The organism is Anaerococcus vaginimassiliensis (assembly GCF_900626155.1).
In the GTDB taxonomy this organism is placed as follows: domain Bacteria; phylum Bacillota; class Clostridia; order Tissierellales; family Peptoniphilaceae; genus Anaerococcus; species Anaerococcus vaginimassiliensis.
Genome location: NZ_LR130844.1, coordinates 1,336,081 through 1,351,723, shown reverse-complemented (window position 1 = coordinate 1,351,723; position 15,643 = coordinate 1,336,081). Strand labels below are relative to the sequence as shown.

At 31.9% G+C, this 15,643-nt stretch carries 13 protein-coding genes; all 13 read right to left on the bottom strand.

The features are described 5' to 3' along the window. Window positions 1-27 precede the first annotated feature (27 nt). The gene (locus tag E0D87_RS06580; RefSeq protein ID WP_130819832.1) at window positions 28-717 is read right to left on the bottom strand and encodes an N-acetylmannosamine-6-phosphate 2-epimerase; all 690 of its coding nucleotides are present in this window, start codon (window positions 715-717) and stop codon (window positions 28-30) included. Continuing rightward, window positions 707-1,537: a MurR/RpiR family transcriptional regulator gene (locus E0D87_RS06575; RefSeq protein ID WP_130819831.1), complete on the bottom strand. Its 831-nt coding sequence runs from the start codon at window positions 1,535-1,537 to the stop codon at window positions 707-709. The genes E0D87_RS06580 and E0D87_RS06575 overlap by 11 nt, the downstream gene beginning before the upstream one ends. Then, window positions 1,537-2,418 (bottom strand): ROK family protein, encoded by an 882-nt coding sequence (locus tag E0D87_RS06570; RefSeq protein ID WP_130819830.1) that lies wholly within the window; start codon window positions 2,416-2,418, stop codon window positions 1,537-1,539. The genes E0D87_RS06575 and E0D87_RS06570 overlap by 1 nt, the downstream gene beginning before the upstream one ends. 3 nt (window positions 2,419-2,421) lie before the next feature. Beyond that, window positions 2,422-3,369 (bottom strand): dihydrodipicolinate synthase family protein, encoded by a 948-nt coding sequence (locus tag E0D87_RS06565; protein WP_130819829.1) that lies wholly within the window; start codon window positions 3,367-3,369, stop codon window positions 2,422-2,424. Further along, entirely contained in the window at window positions 3,362-4,909 is a 1,548-nt protein-coding gene (locus E0D87_RS06560; RefSeq protein ID WP_130819828.1) for an acetylxylan esterase, read from the bottom strand. Before E0D87_RS06560 ends, E0D87_RS06565 begins: the two co-directional genes overlap by 8 nt. After that, window positions 4,906-5,919 (bottom strand): ABC transporter ATP-binding protein, encoded by a 1,014-nt coding sequence (locus E0D87_RS06555; protein WP_130819827.1) that lies wholly within the window; start codon window positions 5,917-5,919, stop codon window positions 4,906-4,908. Before E0D87_RS06555 ends, E0D87_RS06560 begins: the two co-directional genes overlap by 4 nt. Beyond that, window positions 5,906-6,919, bottom strand: coding sequence for an ABC transporter ATP-binding protein (locus tag E0D87_RS06550; protein WP_130819826.1), 1,014 nt, complete (start codon window positions 6,917-6,919; stop codon window positions 5,906-5,908). The genes E0D87_RS06555 and E0D87_RS06550 overlap by 14 nt, the downstream gene beginning before the upstream one ends. A 9-nt stretch (window positions 6,920-6,928) precedes the next feature. Next, a complete protein-coding gene (locus E0D87_RS06545) occupies window positions 6,929-7,801 on the bottom strand; it encodes an ABC transporter permease (RefSeq protein ID WP_130819825.1) in 873 nt (290 codons plus the stop codon). A gap of 9 nt (window positions 7,802-7,810) precedes the next feature. Continuing rightward, entirely contained in the window at window positions 7,811-8,782 is a 972-nt protein-coding gene (locus E0D87_RS06540) for an ABC transporter permease (RefSeq protein ID WP_207278282.1), read from the bottom strand. A 60-nt stretch (window positions 8,783-8,842) separates the two neighbouring features. After that, window positions 8,843-10,519 (bottom strand): ABC transporter substrate-binding protein, encoded by a 1,677-nt coding sequence (locus E0D87_RS06535; protein ID WP_130819824.1) that lies wholly within the window; start codon window positions 10,517-10,519, stop codon window positions 8,843-8,845. A gap of 195 nt (window positions 10,520-10,714) precedes the next feature. Then, on the bottom strand, window positions 10,715-14,140 hold the full coding sequence (locus E0D87_RS06530) for an FtsX-like permease family protein (RefSeq protein ID WP_130819823.1): 3,426 nt from the start codon (window positions 14,138-14,140) through the stop codon (window positions 10,715-10,717). Between the two features lies 1 nt (window position 14,141). Further along, window positions 14,142-14,843 carry an ABC transporter ATP-binding protein gene (locus E0D87_RS06525; RefSeq protein WP_130819822.1) on the bottom strand — a complete coding sequence of 234 codons (702 nt, stop codon included), beginning with the start codon at window positions 14,841-14,843 and terminating at the stop codon, window positions 14,142-14,144. 26 nt (window positions 14,844-14,869) lie between these two features. Then, complete coding sequence (thyX, locus tag E0D87_RS06520) at window positions 14,870-15,637, bottom strand: FAD-dependent thymidylate synthase (RefSeq protein ID WP_130819821.1); 768 nt, start codon at window positions 15,635-15,637, stop codon at window positions 14,870-14,872. Between the last annotated feature and the right edge of the window lie 6 nt (window positions 15,638-15,643).

Below are 15,643 nucleotides of genomic sequence, written 5' to 3'. Positions count from 1 at the left end.
ATTACTTGAAAGGTTCTTATTTTTTATTTAAATAGCAGCAATTTTTTCTACAAACTTTTTCGTTATATTTTGAGGTCTAGTTATTGCACCTCCAACAACAACTGTTAAAGCACCAAGCTCTAATACTCTTTTTGCTTTTTCTGGTGAGTCGATATTTCCTTCTGCTACAACTGGATGATTGCATTCTTTTATTATAGTCCTAAGGATTTCAAAATCATTTTCTTCTATTTTATTTCCTTCGCTTTGAGGAGTATATCCAACCAAAGTTGTGCCTATTAAATCGAACCCTAAACTATCAGCATATTTTGCCTCATCAACTGTAGAACAATCTGCCATCAATTTTATTTCAGAATATTTTTTTCTTATATCATCGTAAAATTCTTTCAAATTAGCATGATTTGGTCTTTTTCTATCTGTTGCATCAAGGGCAATAACATCTACCTCGCTTTCAACTAACTTATCTATCTCATCCATTGTAGGTGTTATATAAATTGGACTATTATCATAATCTTTTTTAATAATTCCTATAATCGGTAGGTCAACTGTTTTTCTAATTTCTTTAATATCTTCAACGGAGTTTGCTCTAATTCCACAAGCTCCGCCTGTTTTTGCTGCAAGTGCCATCCTTCCCATAATAAATGATGAATGGAGAGGTTCATCACTTAGGGCTTGGCATGACACTATTAATTTATTTTTTACTTTATCTTCAAAGTTCACTGTCTTTCTCCTTTACTATTGATAGCATTTTATTAACTGATTCCATATATACTTCGCCTGATTCTTGTCTTTTATCATACAAATCTTTAAAGAGTGTATCTAATAGAATCATTGCTGGAAATTGAGGTGAAATGATATTACTATATTCCAAATTCTGTTTGTGAGCTAATAAAATAATAATATCAAAGTATTCATCCAATATTTCAGAATAATTTGCCACTAATAAAGCTGTTTTTGCCTTTTTTTCTGCTCCTGACTTTAAAGCCTCTATTACTTCTATGGATTTCCCGCTGTAGGATATGCCCATTATGAAATCATCTGCTTTTATCCTTACCTGATTGAGCAATATCTCATGAGTGTTAATTACTGCTTCGGCATCTAAACCAAGCCTAATCAATCTGTGGGCGAATTCTTCTGCCAAATAACCAGAACTCCCTACTCCATAGATATAGATTCTTTTTGAGTTTAATATATATTGTGTTAATGTTTTACATTTTTCTTCGTCGTATAAGTTATAAGTTTTTTTTAGAATTTCTTCATATGTATCAAATACTGGAGATTTTCTATAAACTATACTATCTGCTTGATTGTCTCTATTTCGATTTAAAAAATATATAAATTCTCTATAACCTGAAAGTCCTAACCTTTTGGCAAATCTTGTAAGAGCAGATTCTGATACATATAGCTTTGATGAAACTGTCTTAGATGAAAGGTCCTCATCTTCTGTATTTAAGAAGTAATCAGCTATTATCTTCTCACTTTCAGTTAGTTCTTCATATTTAGATTCGATTAAGGGTAGCATATAGTCATAATCTAACATTATCTTTCCTCATAAGTTTTTCTAAAAATACTATAAACTCCAAATATACCTGCCTTGTTGCCTAGACTGGTATTGGTTATTTCTGTTTTTTCATAAAGATTTTCAGGTATTATTTTTTTTACTTTTTCTTTTATAGGATCAATCAATTTTTCTTTTTGCTCAGATATCCCGCCTCCAATTAAAATCATACTTGGGTTTGCAATTAATATAATATTTGCTATGCCAACTGATAGTTTGTCTGTCATATAATCGAGAAGATCTATAGCTTCCCTCTCATTTTTATCTATGGCTTCAAATATTTTTATCCCGTTAGTATAATCTTTATTAGGATATTCACTTTTGGCTCTTCTAACTAGGGCACTTGCAGATGCTATTTTTTCAAATTCATTGCCATCAATTTGCATATATCCAATTTCACCTGCATGTCCACTAGATCCTCTATAAATTTCTCCATCAACAACTAGAGCACCGCCTATACCTGTGCCAAGTGTAAGCACGAACACTGACTTATATCCTTTGGCTCTGCCAAAATTATACTCACCAAGTGCTGCTGATTTTACGTCATTTTCTACGACAACAGGCAGATTAAATTCATTATTAATAGCTTCTTTCCAATCAAATCCTATATAATCTTTAAAGTTTGAGTTAGCGTGGACTATCTTGTAACTTACAGGATCGACCATTCCAGCTGTTGAAATGGCAATCCCGTATACTTCATAATTTTTTCTTACATCTCTTATACAATTGAATATATCTTCTTTAAGAAGTTCTATTCCTTCTTTAGCTTTTGATTCTATTATCGGAAGCTCTATTTTCTCATCAGTACCTATTAGCATTGATTTGATATTTGTACCACCTATATCAAAACATAAAACATTCATAGCTTATCCTTGGTATTTTTCTCTCAACTTATCTATAACAGTTACACCATTGATATCGTATTTGTCGGCAATTTCTATGATTCCTTTTGATAATTGTTCTTGGTCTTTGTCATAAAAGTTTAAGAATGGTTTTCTAGCATATCCTGCGTTTATCCCAGCATCTCTAAGTATAGATTTTATACCAGCAACCATATTGTTTGTAGAAACAACATAATTAATTAATCTAACTGCTTTTTCTTGTAATTTGTAGGCTTCTTTTACATTATCATTCTTTACAGCGTTGTAAATATCTACAAATAAGCCAGGAAATAAATTATAGAATGATCCAACTATACCATCTACACCTACTAATATATTAGAACTTGCAAGCTCATCTGCTCCACCGTAAATCATAAAATCATCACCAAGTTCATCTTTGATAACAGGTATTTGGTAAATATCTGTGTTTGTGTATTTTACACCAACAATATTATCAATTTTCCCCAATTCTTTTATTAAGCTAATAGGTAGAACTCCAGCTAGAGGTACATTGTATATAATCATTGGTATATCTACAGCCTCAGCTATATCTTTGTAGTAATTAAAAATTTGTTTGCTATCAAAATGCCAATAAAATGGAGGAACTGAAGAAATTGCTGTTGCACCGGCTTCTTTCGCATGACGTGCAAGTTCAATTGTCCTTTTTGTTCCAATGTTTCCAACATGAACTACTACAGGAACCTTATCTTTTGCAACTTCCATTACAGTTTCAACAACTTTCATTCTTTCTTCACTTTTCATCAAGAAACCTTCTCCAGTAGATCCAGTTAAATATAAGCCGTGAATATCATGACCTAAAAGAAATTCTGTGAATTCTCTAGTCGCGTCTAAATCAATGTTTTCATTAATATCAAATGGGGTGATCGCTGCAGGTATTACTCCATTAAAATCTTTTATACTAAATTTACTCATTTATATTTTCTCCTCTTATTAATTTGTTTAAAAATACCATCTTTTCATCTTCGTAATCGTTTATTCTTTCATATTCATATTTTGGATAATAAATTAGCTTTGATTTTCCAATTGCATCTGAAACTTCTTTGGTTATTTCCATATCTTCCATGAAATCTAGACCACATGAAGCCATTAGTACTTCACTTTTTATATTTTTAGCTTTAACTATAGTTTCTTTAGTAAATGTCATTCCTTGGAGTATCAGTGATTTAATATCATATTTATTAGCTAAATCTATTGCAAAGTCACAAAACTCCCTATGAGCGATTATATAAATTTCTCTATAATTACCCATATATTTATTAAGCAGATATTCTATATTATCCTTATCTAATTCTGCATCATTAGTAAATTCATAGGATATAGAATCCATATTTAAATTACTAAAGCGTCTTAGATAATGAGCTCCCACATCTATTGTTTGATTTAGATATATCATCAATCTGTCATTACTATTATCTATGAGTTTATAGGAAAAGTTCTTATCTTTTTCTTCACATTTGATTTTTATGTCATCATTTATTGACTTATTATCATTAAAAAATGCTATGGCGTAATCTTCCATATCACATATTTTCTCGTGACCAAATCCCTTAAATTGACAAAGTTTTTTCTTTGATTTTATCTCGTTAAATACAGCAAATTGAACTTCTGGTGGTATTATTTCATCAGCTAGGCTAATTCCATATATAACTGGAGATTTTATCTTTGATGCAAAGTTCGCTGCATCTATATAATCTAATTTGCTGAATGTTTCTTCTAGGTGTTTTCCTTGAGGATCAAACCATCTACTGTAATATCTGAGCCCTTCATAGGCAATCTCATCATAATCTAGCTCAAAAACTTTCCTATAATCTGTAAGAAAAGGATATAAGAGATATACTTTTTTGACATCCTCATGAAGAGCTGCTGTAACAATTGATATGCCTCCACCTTGGGAAGATCCCGCCAAATAAATTTTATCCTTGTCTATATTTTCTAAATTTTTACCTACATTAACACTAAGGTAGGCATCCTTAAAAATATTTATGTAGAATAAGTCTTCTTTTTTACCAAATAACCCATCTATTATGTGGCCAGAAACTGTAGGGCCCATGTTTAATTTAGGTGCTTGCATTTCAAAACTGCGTCCACCTTGGCCCCTACAATCCATTGCCAAAACTGCTATACCCTGGTCTAAAAAGGAGGAATATTCAAAGTATGAACGAGTTGCACCAGGATATCCGTGAAATATTATAACTAAAGGAGTTTTTTTGTCTGTTTTTGGTTTTAAGTATTTACAATGTATCTTACTATTATCAAAACTTTCAAAGTACAAATGATAGTAAGTCGCTCTTTCGAAATCATCTTCAAAAGCTTTTTCTAGTTTTATTTTAGGATTAATATCCTTAATCTCATCTATTTGATTCTTCCAAAATATATCAAAGTCTTCTGGTTTATGATTAGAAAGCGTGGTGTAGGTCATTTCATCTACGCTATCAAAATGTTTTTTTATCATTGTTCATTTCCTTGATATAAGTGGCAAGCAACTTGATGATCTTCTTCTGTTTCCATAAGGCTTGGTGTAACTTCTTTACAAATATCCATCGCTTTAGGGCATCTATTATGGAAAGGACAGCCCTTTGGCTTATGAATTGGACTAGGAACATCACCTTCTAAGACAATCCTGTTGGATTTTCTGCCTACAATTGGAATTGGTACAGCTGATAGTAGAGCTTGAGTATAAGGATGTTGAGGGTTCTTATTCATTTTCTCGCTAGTTGCAATTTCCATTATATTTCCAAGATACATTACTATAATTCTATCTGAAATGTACTCAACTACTGAAAGATCGTGGGCAATAAAAATATATGTTAGTTCCAATTCTTTTTGAATATCTTGAAGAAGGTTTATTACTTGAGCTTGTATAGATACATCAAGAGCAGAAACCGGTTCGTCTAGAATAACAACTTCTGGTGATACTGACAACGCTCTAGCTATACAAAGTCTTTGTCTTTGTCCGCCAGAAAATTCGTGTGGATACCTATAGACAAAATCATTTCTAAGATTTACTCTTTTCAATCTATCATCTATAACCATCTTCAGATCAGCTTCGCTTTTTATTCCGTGAACTTCTAGTGGGCCCTTGAAAGCATCATAGATTTTTTTCATTGGATTTAGAGCTGAATATGGATCTTGAAATACCATTTGAACTTCTTTTCTAAACTCAAAAAGTTCTTCTTTGTTAAACTTTGTAATATCTGTCATAACACCGTTTAGATTGTATTTTACAGATCCGCCAGTTGGTTCTTCTAGTCTCATTATAGACTTACCTAGAGTAGTCTTACCGCAACCAGATTCACCTACTATACCAAGGGTTTCTCCCTTTCTAACCTTAAAGGAAACATTATCTACAGCCTTTACTGCTCCAACTTGTTTCTTCTTTATGAAACCTTCATAAATTGGAAAATGAGTTTGTAGATTTTCTACTTCAAATACGTATTCATTAGCTTTATTATTGTCTTTCATCTACATGCTCCTTATCTCCTTCAAGTAACAAGCATCTTGCTACGTGTCCGTTTCCTAAATCATATAAAGGTATGTCTCTATCAGTACATTCCTTCATGCAAAAATCACATCTGTTTGCAAATTCACAACCAATTACATATTCACCAGGATCAGCAGTCTCCCCTGGAATAGTTTCAAGTCTTTTATTCTTATCCATTCCTGGGACTGGTACTGATTTTAATAATGATTTGGTGTAAGGATGAGTCGGGTTGTTAAATACGTCCTCTACTTGTCCGTACTCGACAATTCTACCCATATACATAACCGCTACTTGATTAGCTACTTCTGCAACTAGACCCATATTGTGAGTTATAAGTATTACAGATTTGCCATCTCTATCACGCATTTCTTTCATTAAATCCATGATTTGTGCTTGGATAGTTACATCGAGAGCTGTAGTAGGTTCATCTGCTATTAACAAGTTAGGGTTATTAACCATTGCTATTGCAATCATAACTCTTTGTTTCATTCCACCTGAGAATTGGTGTGGATAATTGTCATATCTACTTTCCGCTTCTGGTATACCTAGTTTTTTAAGCATATTTATACCAATTTCTCTAGCTTCTTTTCTAGAAACCTTCTTATGTTGTAAAATATTCTCTTCTATTTGATTTCCAACTGTATATACTGGGTTTAGGGATTGCATAGGATCTTGGAAAATCATTCCAATATCAGAACCTCTAATTTTTCTCATTTTTTTACCATGAGGTTTAAGCTTACTTAGATTAACATCTCCATCATCAAGTTTTAGAATAGCTTCGCCTGAGGTGATTTTTCCGTTTTTAGGAAGTAGATTTACCATTGTATGAACCGTTACAGATTTTCCACATCCAGATTCTCCTACAATTGATAATATCTGACCCTTTTTAATATCTATAGAAACACTTTTTACGATTCTATTGTATTTCTTTCCTACTTTAAATTCTGTAGATAAATTTCTAACTTCTAATATATTTTCCATAATAAACTCCTAATTTTTTGGATCTAAGGCATCTCTAAGTCCGTCACCCAAGAAGTTTACACTCATTACAAATAAGGATATTACAGCTCCAGGTATTAGCCATTGCCATTTATACATTTGTATAACCGTTATTGATTTAGCTGAATTTATAATTGTTCCCCAAGTTGGAACATTTGTTGGAACTCCAAGTCCTAAGAATGACAAACCTGTTTCTTCTAGTATGAAGAAAGCTATATTTATTGTTGTTGCAACTATAATAGGGCTTATTGTGTTTGGAAATATTTCTTTAAACATAATCGCAGCATCATTTATACCGAATGCCTTGTTTACTTGTACATATGTTTCTTCTCTAAGTCTCAGAACTTCATTTCTTACAATTCTAAATACGGCCATCCAACCAATTAGGGTGAAAACAACGATCATGTTCTTAACTGAAGGTCCTACTATTGTTACAAGAACCATAACTAAAATTGTCATTGGGAATGACTGAAGGATTTCTGATAGTCTTAGGAAAAGTGTGTCTACTTTTCCACCATAGTAACCAGATACAAGTCCTATGATAGTACCAATGATTGATGTTGTCATAGCACTTACTACTCCAATTAGAATTGATATCCTTCCACCGTATAAGAGTCTAGCAAATAAATCTCTACCAGTAGAATCTGTTCCAAAAATATGCTCTCCAGATGGCGCTTGATTTATCATAGCCATATCTATAGCATTTGGATCGACTTTTGTGATTAGTGGAGCAAATATACTCATCAAAGTCATTATTATTACTACTAGCATACCGAAAATTGCAAGTTTGTTATCCAAGAACTTGTTAAGTGAACGTTTCGCTAGAGATGATTTTTTCTCTTTTTTTATAACTTTATCTGTCATAATCTCCTCCTAATCCAATCTTATTCTAGGATCAAGTATTGCGCTTAGTACATCTACCATGAAGGAAACGACAAGCATTACTGTTGCTATAAGTAAAGTGATTACCATAATTATCGGATAGTCACCACTAGTCACAGCTCCCATCAGTGTTGATCCTATACCAGGCCAGTTGAAAACTGATTCTATTACTACAGATCCACCAATAAGACCAGGAATTCTTAGAAGAATTGTTACCATAATTGGTCCAATTGAGTTTCTAAATGCGTGTTTTAAATATACTTTCCATTCTGGAACACCCTTGCTCCTAGCAGTTTTTATGTATTCCTTATTCATTACATCTAACATTGAGTTTCTTGTATATCTTAGCACTGTTGCTATCATTCCTAATGATAATGCTAGGGATGGAAGAAACATATTGTGAAGTTTATCTCCAAATGTTACTAGACCATATAAATTTCTTCCTCCTACCGGAAACTTTCCTAGTTTAAGTGCAAATATATCTATCAAAATAATACCGAACAAGAATTGTGGTATGGATTGACCAACTACACCTATAACCCTTCCAATATAGTCGATTACACCATTTTGGTTTACAGCAGAAAGTATTCCTAATAATATTCCCAATACTGATGAAATAATAAGGGCTGTAATTGCAAGCTCTAATGTAGCTGGCAATTTTTGAGCTAGTATTGTAGAAATCTGTTGACCATTGGTAATTGAATATCCAAAATCACCCTTCATAATATTTGTTATCCAGCGACCGTATTGAACTATAACAGGATCATTTAATCCATAGGTTTCTCTTAAGCTTTCCCTTAGAGCTTCATTTTGAGCAGCATCAGGTGGTAAAAGATAGTTTATAGGATCTACCGGCATGAATTGCAACGCCATAAATATCAAAAATGATATTATCACTAACATTGGGATCATAAATATCAATTTCTTTAATATGTACTTAAATATTGATCCACCTTTATTCATATTTATTCCTTTCTTTTTTAAAAGAGACGAGCAATTAATTAATTGCTCGTCTGATGTGCTTTACTTTAATTCCCATTTTTCAAATCCGATATCAGCTGCATACCATGGGTTAGAGAATTGGGCACCCTTAGTATCAACTTTATCAGTATTTGTAAATACAACATTTTTAAGCATGAATATGTTCATCTTTGATAAGTCTTCTGACTCGATTTTTTGCATTTTCTTTAGTAGTTCGCTTCTCTTGTCAGGATAAGATTCTGCTAAGAATTCTGTGTATACATCGTCGTATTTCTTTCCAACATCACCGATTAGCTTTTGGAAGTTTTTGTTTATTGAAGCATACTCACCAAAGTATTCTTCATATCCAAATGCTGATAGTCCTTTTAGGGCTATATCGTAGTTTCTGATTTCAAATAATTCTTGTCCTGCATCTCCTGCAAATTTTTGAACGTTTACATCAATACCAACATCTTTTAAGTTTTGAGCTATAGCATTGTATAGATCGACAGATGATTGGTCTCCCATGTAATATTTGAATTGTAGTGGTTTGTCTTGTTTAAATCCAATTTCTTTTAATAGTTCTTTTGCTTTTTCTGGATTGTAGTCATACATTTCAAGATCTGTATTCTTGTTTTTGCTATCAGAATCTGGAACACCATATGTTAGTTTTGTAGAGATTTCTGGGAAAATGTTCTTTGATAAGTTTTCTCTATCTATAGCATAGTAAACTGCTTGTCTAAATTTATAGTCTTTTATAAATTCGTTAGCCTTTCCATCGTCAGATCCAGTTTCATTAAATATTAAAGAATAATAGAAAAGTGTATCAACTGTTTGTGCTTCCCAATTATCTTTTTCTTTAACTGCTGCGATCTCTGCTGGAACCTTTGAGTTAAATACATCTGCTTGATTTCCTAAAACAGCATTTAGTATAGCATCTGATGGAACTATATTAACAACAACTTTGTTAATTTTTGGAGCTTCTCCCTCATAATTTTCATTTGGAGAAAGTGCTATATAAGAGTCTGTTACAACTTCATCAACCTTGTACATTCCATTTGTTATAGGATTTTTCCAGAAGTCTGAATTGGCATATTCTGTCATATCTTCACCTTCAAATCCATGTTTTGGTAAGATAGCAAATTGTGCTAAAACATTGATCATGTTTCCTACTGGTTTATCCATTTCAAACTTAATTTTGTTTCCTTCAACTGTTAAACCTTCTACACTGTCAACTTTTCCATCTCTGTAATCTTGACCACCTTTTATTCTTGAAAATGCGTTGGTGTAGATTGTATTTACATAAGCACCTTTTAGAGCACCTTCTATAGAGAACTTAACATCATCAACTGTTAGGTCTTTTCCGTCCGACCATTTTAATCCATCTTTTAATGTAAATTCATAAGATAGACCATCGTCTGATTCAGTGTAGTCTGAAATCAACTCTGGTGTAAATTCGCTTAGTGTTGGGTCTGCCTTAAATAATCCTCTGTATGTAATTACTTTGTAGATATCCCCACGGTTCCACCAAGGTGTATCGAAATTTGTTCCTTCTTTTTGTTTATTAAATAAAAGAGTTAACGCTTTCCCGTCGTCCGTAGTTTTTGCACCTTCTTTTTCTTCTGTCTTGGTCTCAGGTTTTACTTCACCGTCAGAAGCTTTCTTGTCATTTCCGCCGCCACATGATGCTAGTAACATTATTGCTGATAATGCTAGAGCAAGTAATTTCTTATTTTTCATTTCTCCTCCCAATAATATACTACGTAAAATTTTTAACAGTTTCCAATCTATTTCTGCTAAAACATTTTCCTTATGGTGTTATTATATATTACGATAAAATTATTTTCAATATCTATTTTAATTTTGAAAGTACTTTTACAGACACAAAAAAGACACTAACTATTAGTGTCCTTTCCAAAATATAATTATTTAATTTTATTCACCTGAACTCATTGCTTCTGCCATATCAATCTTCTTTAAATCTCTATGAACAAATATTAAAATTGCTAGAGATATTAAAAAAGTTATTATTCCAGAAATGATATAAGATTTAAGGTGAGTTCTATAGGATATCATAATCTCTGCTGGAGCTACAATATCTATGATGTATCTAAACATCGCATATCCTAATATAAAACCTACAAAGATTCCCAAAACTGTTAGGATAAATATCTCTCTATAGATATAAGATGTAACTTCCACTGGATAAAAACCTAATACTTTGACTGTAGCAAGTTCTCTTTTTCTTTCTCCTACATTTATGCTAGTTATATTATAAAGTACAACTATAGCCAGAGCAGATGAAATAACTGTTATAACTGTAATAACAAGGTTTAGATTAAATAACAAGGCATCCATAGATTCGTAAGCTCCTGTTTTATTTACTACAGCATTCACTGCCTTGTTATCCTCAAGTTTTTCCTTTATTTCTACTGGATTTCCTTTTATAAGATTTGAATTATAAGCTGGCAATTCATTTATTTCTTCTCCTAAGTAATCCTTTGAGATATAGAGATAATCACTTATATAGTTATCACTTATATCCCCTATTTTTAGGTTTAAGTTATTTCCGTCAATATCTACTCTTATATTATCGCCTACTTTTAAGCCTAGTTTTTTGGTAATATTTTCAGTTAAAACCACCTTTTTATCTGATAAATCAATATTTTTTCTTTTTAGATTCCTAAGGCTTATAAAATCTTTTACCTTTTTATCTTCTTCAGGAACTATCAGAGAAAGCTCTTCTGTTTTTCCATCATTTTTTAATTTTGCTCTTTCATTGTATACTTTTAGATTTTGATAATTAGATAAATCATTTTCGAGAGCAGCTAGGTCCTCTTTTTTACTAGAAGTATTGATCATTGCAACTGCTTGATAATGAAGAATCTCGTTTTGTTGGATTGTAGATGTATCTTTTATAGCATCTACCATTGCAAATCCAAAAAACAGGAGTGCTGTACATCCACCTACTCCAAAAACAGTCATTAACATCCTAGATTTATATCTAAAAATATTTCTAGCTGTAATTTTTTGCATAAAAGATAGTTTAGTCCACAATGGTCTAATTTTTTCTAATAGGATTTTTGTTCCAGAATCAGGTGCCTTTCTTCTTAATAGATTTGCTGGAACTTCTTTAACAGTTTCTTTTGAACTAATTCTTACAGTTAAAGCAATTAGAGCTGTAGATACTAATATGGAAATTAATATTACAGATAGACTATTAGATACGTTCATATCAACAACCTTAAATCCAGTAGAGTAAGCTTTAAATATTACATTTAGAATAATAAATCTTCCTAAAATAGCTCCAAGTATTGCTCCTACGATAGTTGGAGTTATTCCATAGATGTAAAATCTCTTTGCTATATCATTATTAGAATAACCTAATGATTTCAAAGTTCCATTTATTGTTCTTTGTTCTTCAATATATCTTTTCATCGTTGTCAAAGTAACAAGCATTGCTACTAGATAGAAAAATGCTGGAAATACTTTTGACAATTTATCCATATTGAGAGAGTTTTGATAGTAAGTATTTATACCTTGGTTATCAAATATGCTTTCTACAGTATATTCTGGATCTATTAAACTAAGTAAAGCTTCCTTAGAATCTTTTATATCTGATCTTGCATTTTTTATATCTTTTTCTGCTTTTGACTTCTCAGTTTTAAACTTTTCTTTATTCTCACCAAGTTCATTTTGCTTTTCTAAAAGATTGCTGTAGGCTTCCTCTAATTTATTTTTGCCTTCTTGTTTTTTATCATTAAACTCACTTAGTCCATTTTGATATTCTATTTCACCATTTCTAAGCTTTTCTTCATTAGAAATAAGCTCATTTTTCGCATCAGATAATTGTTTGCTTCCAGATTCTTTCTCTCTATTTAACTCTTCCTTGCCTTCTTCTAGGAGATTTTTAGCTTTTATTAGTTCATCTTCTTTTGCTCTAATTTCTCCTAATGCTTGATCTAGCTTAAATTTCTCTACACTGTATTTCTCATCTAGAAGGTTTTTGTTACTTTCATACTCTGATCTCGCATTATTTAAGGCTTCTTCTATTTGGGATATTTCTTTTTCTAGTGTTTGAATTTTAATGAGGTTTTCTTCTGTTGCTTCTTCTAGTTTTAATGCTTCAAGTTCAGATTTTTTCTCTTGAAGTAAGTTTTCTTCCATAGCTAAACTAGCTTTGGCCTCATCAAGCTTTGCCAATGAATTTTCATATGTTTTATTAAGCTCAATATACCCATCGCTAATTTCTTGAGAAGGTCCATCTAATTTTGCAAAGCCAAGATTTAAGTCGCTTTCCTTATCTGCTAAGTCGTATTCTGCCTGTGAAATTTTCTCATCAAACGCTTTTTTATTATCGTTGTAGGCATTTTTTCCTTCTTCCAACTTTGCCCACCCATCATCAAGAGTTTGTCTTGAATTATCAAGATTTGCCTTAGCATCGTTTATCTTAGTCTCATATTCATCTTTACTATTTTGATATTCTATAAAGCCATCAATTAATAAAACTTCCGCTTCGGCAAGTTTCTTTTCATTATCACTTATCTTCTTATCTGCCTTATCAAGATCATCTTCAGCATCTTTTATCTCTTTATTTGCGTCTTTTTTAATTTTATTTAGAACTTCTTCAGGTCTATTTTTAATCCTTATTTCAAGTTGGTCTCTTTTTTCTTCTACTTTTTTCTTATAAGCATCTGAAGTACGTTCTAGTCCTGATAAGTCTTTATAAAATATGTTTGCCTCATGGTACTTATCGGTAAGAAAATTATCCTTTAAAACATAAGCGTAACCCGTAAGCTCACTTTTACCTAATGGTGATACCTCTTTCATGTTTTCCATAAAATGATCTGATGATTTATAAAAACCACACACTTTATAAGTAAGTCTACCCATTTCATAATCTTTTTTTTGATCACTATTTATATATGAAAATGTAATTTTATCTCCTAATTTATAGTAATCTTTGAGATTCTCATCAAGTATTATTTCATCGTTTTCATCAGGTAATTTTCCATCAGATAAAATTGATTTTGGTATACTAGAATCATATTCTTTTACTCTGATTATCTTATCGCCTTCCTTAAGGTCAGTTGCTTTTATAAAGTTTATTTTATCAATACCTTTTCCACTATTTAATAAACTCTTATCTTCAAAATCTAGTCCATAAGTAGACCTAACTATTATGTCTGGATGTTGATATTTGCTTAAACTATTTGATAAGGTCTTTCTCATACTAACGCCAGATAATAAAAGTCCAACTATAACCATTGTTGCAAGGGCAACCATTACCATTATGGAAAATATTTTTCCCTTGGTTTTTTTCATATCTTGAAAGATACTTTTTATATAAGTTTTATTCATACTACCACTCTATTTCATCTACTGGCAATGGATTATTGTTTATATAATCTTCTACAATTTTTCCATCTCTAATTTCTATTACTTGGTCAGCCATAGGTTTTATCAATGAATTGTGTGTAATGATCACAACTGTTGCACCCATTTCGTGGCAAGCTTTTTCTAATAATTTCAAAATATTTTTACCAGTTTCATAGTCAAGAGCACCTGTTGGTTCATCACATAATAAAAGTTTAGGATTTTTTGCTAAGGCTCTTGCAATAGCAACCCTTTGTTGCTCCCCACCAGATAATTGGGATGGAAAATTGTTAAGTCTATGAGAAAGTCCAACTTCTTTTAGAGTTTCTTCTGGGTCTAAGGGATTTGATGAAATTTCTGATGCCATTTCAACATTTTCAATAGCGGTTAAGTTTGGAATAAGGTTATAATGTTGGAATACAAAACCCACATCATCTCTCCTATACTCAGTTAAACTTTTATCATCCAAATCGGCTATATTTTTGCCGTCTATTATAATATCTCCACTGGTAGCTTTATCCATACCTCCCAATAGATTTAGAAGAGTAGTTTTTCCTGCACCACTTGCTCCTACAATAATTAAAAGTCTCCCCTTTACCAAGGAAAAATTTATATCGTCATTAGCAACTATAGTTGTATTTCCTGACTTGAATTCTTTTCTTAAATTATTCAGTTGTATGTAAGCCATAAAATCCCTCTTAACCTTAGTTTTTATTACATATTAGAAAATTTTTCGCGGACTTCTTTTATTTTGCCACAAGTCATCTTGCCCTCAGGACATGGACCACTTATGCAAGATGGACCTGCATTTGAAAATAGATTTGGATATATATCTTTTACAAGCTTTAGCATTTGATCAGACATTTCTCTAATCTCCCATTGAGCTCGTAGACAGCTTCTTACATTGAAGAAGTGTAAAAGAGTTCTAGCATTCATAGTAAATACTATTTTTGTCTCACAAGCATTTGGAAAAGTATATCTAGCATCTTCTATTGCTTTTTTAGATGCAGATCTTCTTGCTTTTTTCTCATCCATCCCTTCTTTTATGAAATCTTCATAATGCTTCTTCTCTAGAATTTCAACAAGATCATCGTATGCCTTTTGACAAGCAATCATGTGATTTACATAAATTTCTTTTGCACTTTTGTCTTTTTCTATTTCTGGAGGAATAATATAATCAAATTGGTCTAGTTTGACATACCTTTGAGATTGTTGAGAATATGATGCAAGTCTGTGACGAACAAGTTGATGAGTCAAAACTCTTGATACTCCTTCAACCGCAAATGTAAAAGATACATGCTCTATAGGAGAAAGATGGCCCATATCAGAAAGCATTTTAACATACCTTGCTATTGATTCTTCATCTTGTTTTTCTCCAATTTCATCTACACCTACTCTTGAATAGCAAAGCTTGCCTGCTTGGGCTATTGTTTCTTCTCCATCCGGAGTATAATTTAAAAGTTTTACCTTAAGTTCTGTCATTTTTAG

Coding starts and splice junctions, on each gene's coding strand:
- E0D87_RS06555 (WP_130819827.1), bottom strand. CDS start 5,919: ATGAAAGACAATAATAAAGCTAATGAATACGTATTTGAAGTAGAAAAT.
- E0D87_RS06535 (WP_130819824.1), bottom strand. CDS start 10,519: ATGAAAAATAAGAAATTACTTGCTCTAGCATTATCAGCAATAATGTTA.
- E0D87_RS06550 (WP_130819826.1), bottom strand. CDS start 6,919: ATGGAAAATATATTAGAAGTTAGAAATTTATCTACAGAATTTAAAGTA.
- E0D87_RS06570 (WP_130819830.1), bottom strand. CDS start 2,418: ATGAATGTTTTATGTTTTGATATAGGTGGTACAAATATCAAATCAATG.
- E0D87_RS06565 (WP_130819829.1), bottom strand. CDS start 3,369: ATGAGTAAATTTAGTATAAAAGATTTTAATGGAGTAATACCTGCAGCG.
- E0D87_RS06575 (WP_130819831.1), bottom strand. CDS start 1,537: ATGTTAGATTATGACTATATGCTACCCTTAATCGAATCTAAATATGAA.
- E0D87_RS06560 (WP_130819828.1), bottom strand. CDS start 4,909: ATGATAAAAAAACATTTTGATAGCGTAGATGAAATGACCTACACCACG.
- thyX (WP_130819821.1), bottom strand. CDS start 15,637: ATGACAGAACTTAAGGTAAAACTTTTAAATTATACTCCGGATGGAGAA.
- E0D87_RS06540 (WP_207278282.1), bottom strand. CDS start 8,782: ATGAATAAAGGTGGATCAATATTTAAGTACATATTAAAGAAATTGATA.
- E0D87_RS06525 (WP_130819822.1), bottom strand. CDS start 14,843: ATGGCTTACATACAACTGAATAATTTAAGAAAAGAATTCAAGTCAGGA.
- E0D87_RS06530 (WP_130819823.1), bottom strand. CDS start 14,140: ATGAATAAAACTTATATAAAAAGTATCTTTCAAGATATGAAAAAAACC.
- E0D87_RS06545 (WP_130819825.1), bottom strand. CDS start 7,801: ATGACAGATAAAGTTATAAAAAAAGAGAAAAAATCATCTCTAGCGAAA.